This window comes from Novosphingobium sp. AAP83, assembly GCF_001295795.1.
GTDB lineage: Bacteria > Pseudomonadota > Alphaproteobacteria > Sphingomonadales > Sphingomonadaceae > Novosphingobium.
On record NZ_LJHY01000042.1, the window covers coordinates 1 to 4,620 of the forward strand.

General features: G+C 54.0%; 2 protein-coding genes and 1 pseudogene. 1 reads left to right on the plus strand and 2 read right to left on the minus strand.

Going from position 1 to position 4,620, the window contains the following annotated elements:
- Nucleotides 1-218 precede the first annotated feature (218 nt).
- Entirely contained in the window at nucleotides 219-2,792 is a 2,574-nt protein-coding gene (locus IP81_RS16250; protein WP_054109065.1) for a tetratricopeptide repeat protein, read from the plus strand.
- A gap of 73 nt (nucleotides 2,793-2,865) precedes the next feature.
- Here IP81_RS16250 and IP81_RS16255 read toward each other — a convergent pair.
- Together IP81_RS16255 and IP81_RS19860 are read right to left on the minus strand one after the other, a co-directional pair.
- Nucleotides 2,866-3,902: pseudogene (locus IP81_RS16255) on the minus strand (IS3 family transposase); the annotation flags it as partial.
- A gap of 116 nt (nucleotides 3,903-4,018) precedes the next feature.
- Nucleotides 4,019-4,620 (minus strand): IS5 family transposase (locus IP81_RS19860; protein ID WP_157573311.1); only part of this gene is annotated, 602 nt, incomplete at its 5' end.

The following is a 4,620-nucleotide window of genomic DNA, read 5'->3' on the forward strand; positions in this document are numbered from 1 at the left end:
GTCGCTCAAACTGAACAGGGACTTCGGATCCACCACGGCTCTCCATGATCGTTCTCGATCAATGAATCACCATCGACGCCGAAACTCCATCAGTTTTTGCGGGTCTCCAGCTCCCTTCTTTTCTCCGACGATGAAGCAGGACGGAAGGTCAGAACTTGTAGCTGCTGGTCTGCACAAACCGATGTGTTCTGCGTGTCAAACATCTGAGGACTCTTTCTATGTCCAAAATCAATGTTCAGCGGGCGTTGGCCCGTGCCGAAACGCATATTCGCAAGGGCGATGTTGACAGTGCCCGCGCACTTTACGCCGCGGTACTCGAAGCGTTTCCGAAAAACGTCCGCGCTAAGAACCGGCTTGCTGATCTTGATGCGGGAAAGAAGGACGGCCAACCGAGGATACCGTTGTCGCAAGAACAAGTGGATCGCTTGGTCGCCTTGTACAACGAGGGGCGCTTCGACCAACTGATCGAACAGGCGGATCTGCTGGTTGTGGAATATCCCACATCACCCTTGCTGTGGAATATCCTTGCAGCGGGACGCCAAGCTCTGGGGCAGCTAGCCGAGGCAATTTCTGCCTACCAGCGCGCGATTGAATTACAGCCTGCCTATGCGGATGCCTATAACAACATGGGCAATGCGCTGAAAGATCAAGGGAAACTGGATGCCGCGATTTCTGCTTACCGGCGGGCACTTGAGATAAAACCGGCCTATGCTGATGCATATTACAACATGGGCAATGCGCTGAAGGCTCAGGGAAAACTGGACGAGGAGATTGCTGCCTATCGCCAAGCGCTCGCAATCAACCCGAGGAATGCTGAAGCGCTCAATAACACGGGCAACGCGCTCAAAGACCAGGGCAAACTTGTTGAGGCCATTTCTGCCTATCGGCGAGCGGTCGAAATCAAGCCGACATATGCAGACGCGTTCTTCAACATGGGCATTGCTTTGAATCAGCAGGGTAAGCTCGAAGAGGCAATGGCTGCCTATCGGCGCTCTCTTGATATCAGGCCCATCTTTGCTGATGCATATTACAACATCGGAATCGTGCTGAAAGCGCAGGACAAGTTGGAAGAGGCAATTTCTGCCTACAAGCGCGCGATCGATATCAGGCCTGCCTATTCCGAAGCATATTTCAATTTGGGCAACGCTTTGAACGAGCAAGGCAGGAATGAAGACTCGATCATTGCATTTCAACGCGCTCTTGAAATCCAGCCAACTTACGCCGAAGCCTATAACAATTTGGGAAACAGGCTGAAGGACAGGGGAAAGTTGGCAGAAGCCATTTCGGCCTATCGCAATGCACTCGAATTTAAACCTGCCTATGCCGAAGCCTACAATAACATGGGCAATGCTTTGAAAGATCAGGGCAAGCTAGATGAAGCAATTGCAAGCTATCGGCGCGCAATTGAGATCAAGCCGACTTATGCCGCAGCAGAGGCGCACCTGTTGTTCCAATGCCAGCATACCTGCGAGTGGGACGGGCACGAATGGTTAAAGGAGATATCGGCGCGGCTCGGTATCCAAACCGACGCTGTTCCTCCCTTCGCGCTTTTAAGCGCAAACGATAATCCGGCAGAGCAACTCGAGCGTGCAAAGACTTACGCTCTGGAACAGTACAAGCTTCAGCCGAAGCCGCTGCCCGCAAAAGCTGCAACAAAGCCGGAGCGTATCAAGGTCGGTTACTTCAGCGCTGACTTTCACAATCACGCTACCATGTATCTGATGGCTGGCCTGCTAAGGGAACATGACCGCAGCCAATTTGAAGTTTTCGCCTATAGCTATGGTCCCGACAAATCTGGCGATCTTCGACGGCAGGCTGAAAGCGGCGTTGATCATTTTTTTGACATTGCCGACTTGGCCGACCGTCAGGTTGTTGCAATGGGGAGATCGCATGGATTGGACATTGCAATCGATCTGAAAGGCTACACGCAAAACACGCGAACGGAAATCTTCCAGCACCGGCTTGCCCCGATTCAAATCAATTATCTCGGTTATCCCGGATCATTGGGGGCAGACTTTTTTGACTATATCATCGCTGATCCTGTTGTGATCACCGACGAACAGCGCACGTACTGCTCGGAAAATGTAATATACCTGCCGCACTCTTATCAGCCAAACGATAACATGCGGCCTATATCGGCCACCGTAACCACAAGAGCCGACTTTGGCCTGCCAGAAGAAGCGTTCGTGTTCTGCTGTTTCAATAACAACTACAAGATAGGCCCCCAAGAGTTCGATATCTGGATGCGTATTTTGAAGCGCATTGATAACAGCGTTTTGTGGCTTCTCAGGTCCAACAGTTGGGCAGAAAGCAACTTGCGCAAGGAGGCACAAAAGCGGGGTGTTGAACCTTCACGGATTGTCTTTGCGGAAAAGCTTCCCCACCCCGAACATCTCGCCCGCCACAAGCATGCTGACCTGTTCATCGATACTTTCAATTATAATGCCCATACGACTGCGAGCGATGCCCTATGGGGCGGCTTGCCTGTCGTCACAAAAAAAGGTCGGCAATTTTCCGCTTGTGTTGCTGCCAGCTTGTTAGCCGCCATTGGCCTACCCGAGTTGATAACGAACAGTGATGAGGAATATGAAAAGCTTATAGTGGATATAGCTTTAGATCGAGATAAATACTTGAAAATAAATCAAAATTTAGGTGTGAACAGAGCAAAAGAACCGCTTTTTGATACCAAGCGCTATGCAAAGAACTTTGAACGAGGCTTGCGGCAGGCCTACGAAAAATTCTGGGAAGCTTCGAGCCATGAAGATATCTGGGTTCGAGACGGTGATTCATGATGACCTGCCCCCCGATCATCCTTCAGTCATAACGAGAGTCCAGCGGTTAAATACGACGGCTCCTACGCCTGCACAAGAACGAGTGGGGTCGGATATTGTTGTAGTCATAGCGCCAGATGGCCAACTTCCGGCGGGCATCAGCCAGGCTGTCGAACAGCTCTTCGTTGAGCAACTCATCGCGTAGCGATCCGTTGAAGGACTCGATGAAGCCGTTCTGCTGGGGCTTGCCCGGGTCGATGTAATGCCATTCGACCTGGTTCTTGCCAGCCCATTCCAGGATCGCCCGACTGGTAAACTCGGTGCCATTGTCGCTGACAATGCAAGTTGGTTTGCCATAAAGGCGTACCAGCGTGTCGAGTTTGCGCGCAACGCGTGCACCCGAGATGCTAGTGTCTCCGACCAGACACAGATTCTCCCGGCAGCAAGCATCATTGACAGCCAGAATTCTGAACTTGCGCGATGCGCCGAACGTGTCGGACACAAAGTCCATCGACCAGCGTGCGCCCGGGGTCAGCGGCACGGGAATCGGTGTCCGGCTGCCGCGAGCCCGTTTGCGGCCACGCCGACGGCGCACCGACAATCCTTCCTCCCGATGCAGCCGGTACATCTTCTTGTGGTTAATGATCATACCTTGGCGTTCCAGTATCACGCCGATCCGGCGATAGCCAAAGCGGCAGCGCTTGCCCGCGACCTCACGCATGGCAACACGGATGGTACCATGGTCTGGCGGGCGTTTGCACCTGACCGTCTTAGGATCGACACCAATCAGCACGCAGGCCCGGCACTGGGAGATTGGATAACCTCCCAGCACCTTAAGCACCGCGCCGCGCCGCCGGGCTGGCGTCGTTAGACTTTTCCCAACAGATCCTTGAGGATGACATTGTCGAGCATGCTGTCGGCCAGCAATCACTTGAGCTTGCCATTCTTATCCTCAAGATGACGCCGCCGCCGGGCATCAGAAACCTCCAGCCCGCCGTACTTCGCCTTCAGCTTGTAAAAGGTCGGGGTGCTCAGCACGTGCTTCCGGCAAATCTCAACCGTCGGCAGACCTGCCTCCTGCTCCTTGATCATCCCGATAATCTGCGCCTCGTTGAAACGGCTCTTCCTCATTACGTCTGCTCCTTCCAATGGGCAGACTCTACATCAGATCGAGGGATATTTCGGGGGGGCAGGTCATGGCCCGTGCCGAAGCGAAGCTCACCCTCTGCGAACGCTCGGGTCAGGACTCATTGATTGAGCCAGAAGATGACAGTTGCGGCGATGCAGATGGCGGACATGAAGGTATGGGTGTAGCGGTCGTAGCGGGTGTGGATGCGCCGCCAGTCCTTGAGTTTGCCGAACATGTTCTCGATCTTGTGCCGACGGCGATAGAGGACTTTGTCGTGAGGGATTTGGACCTTGAAATTGGCCTTTGACGGGATGCAGGCTGCGATCTTGCGCTCGGCTAGGGCATTGCGAAACCAGTCGGCGTCATAGCCTTTATCGCCGAGCAGGGTTTTTGCCTTTAGGAAAGCGCCGATCATGAGCGCAGCGCCATTGAAATCGCTCATCTGGCCTTCGCTGAGCAGCATGATCAGCGGCCGACCATGTCCGTCACAAACAGCGTGCAGTTTGGAGTTCAGCCCGCCTTTTGTGCGCCCGATATGGCGGGGAGCGAAGCGGGGGCAGCCGATGATCTGGGGGATCATTGGCCCGCTGAGCCCCTTTTTGAGCAGACTGGCTGCTGTTCGGTGCGCCCTCGGGTGAGTGGCGTCGATCATCAACTGGTCCGGCTTTCCGGCTTTGGCCGCCAAAGCTGCAAAGATTTTGTCAAACACGCCCAGACGGC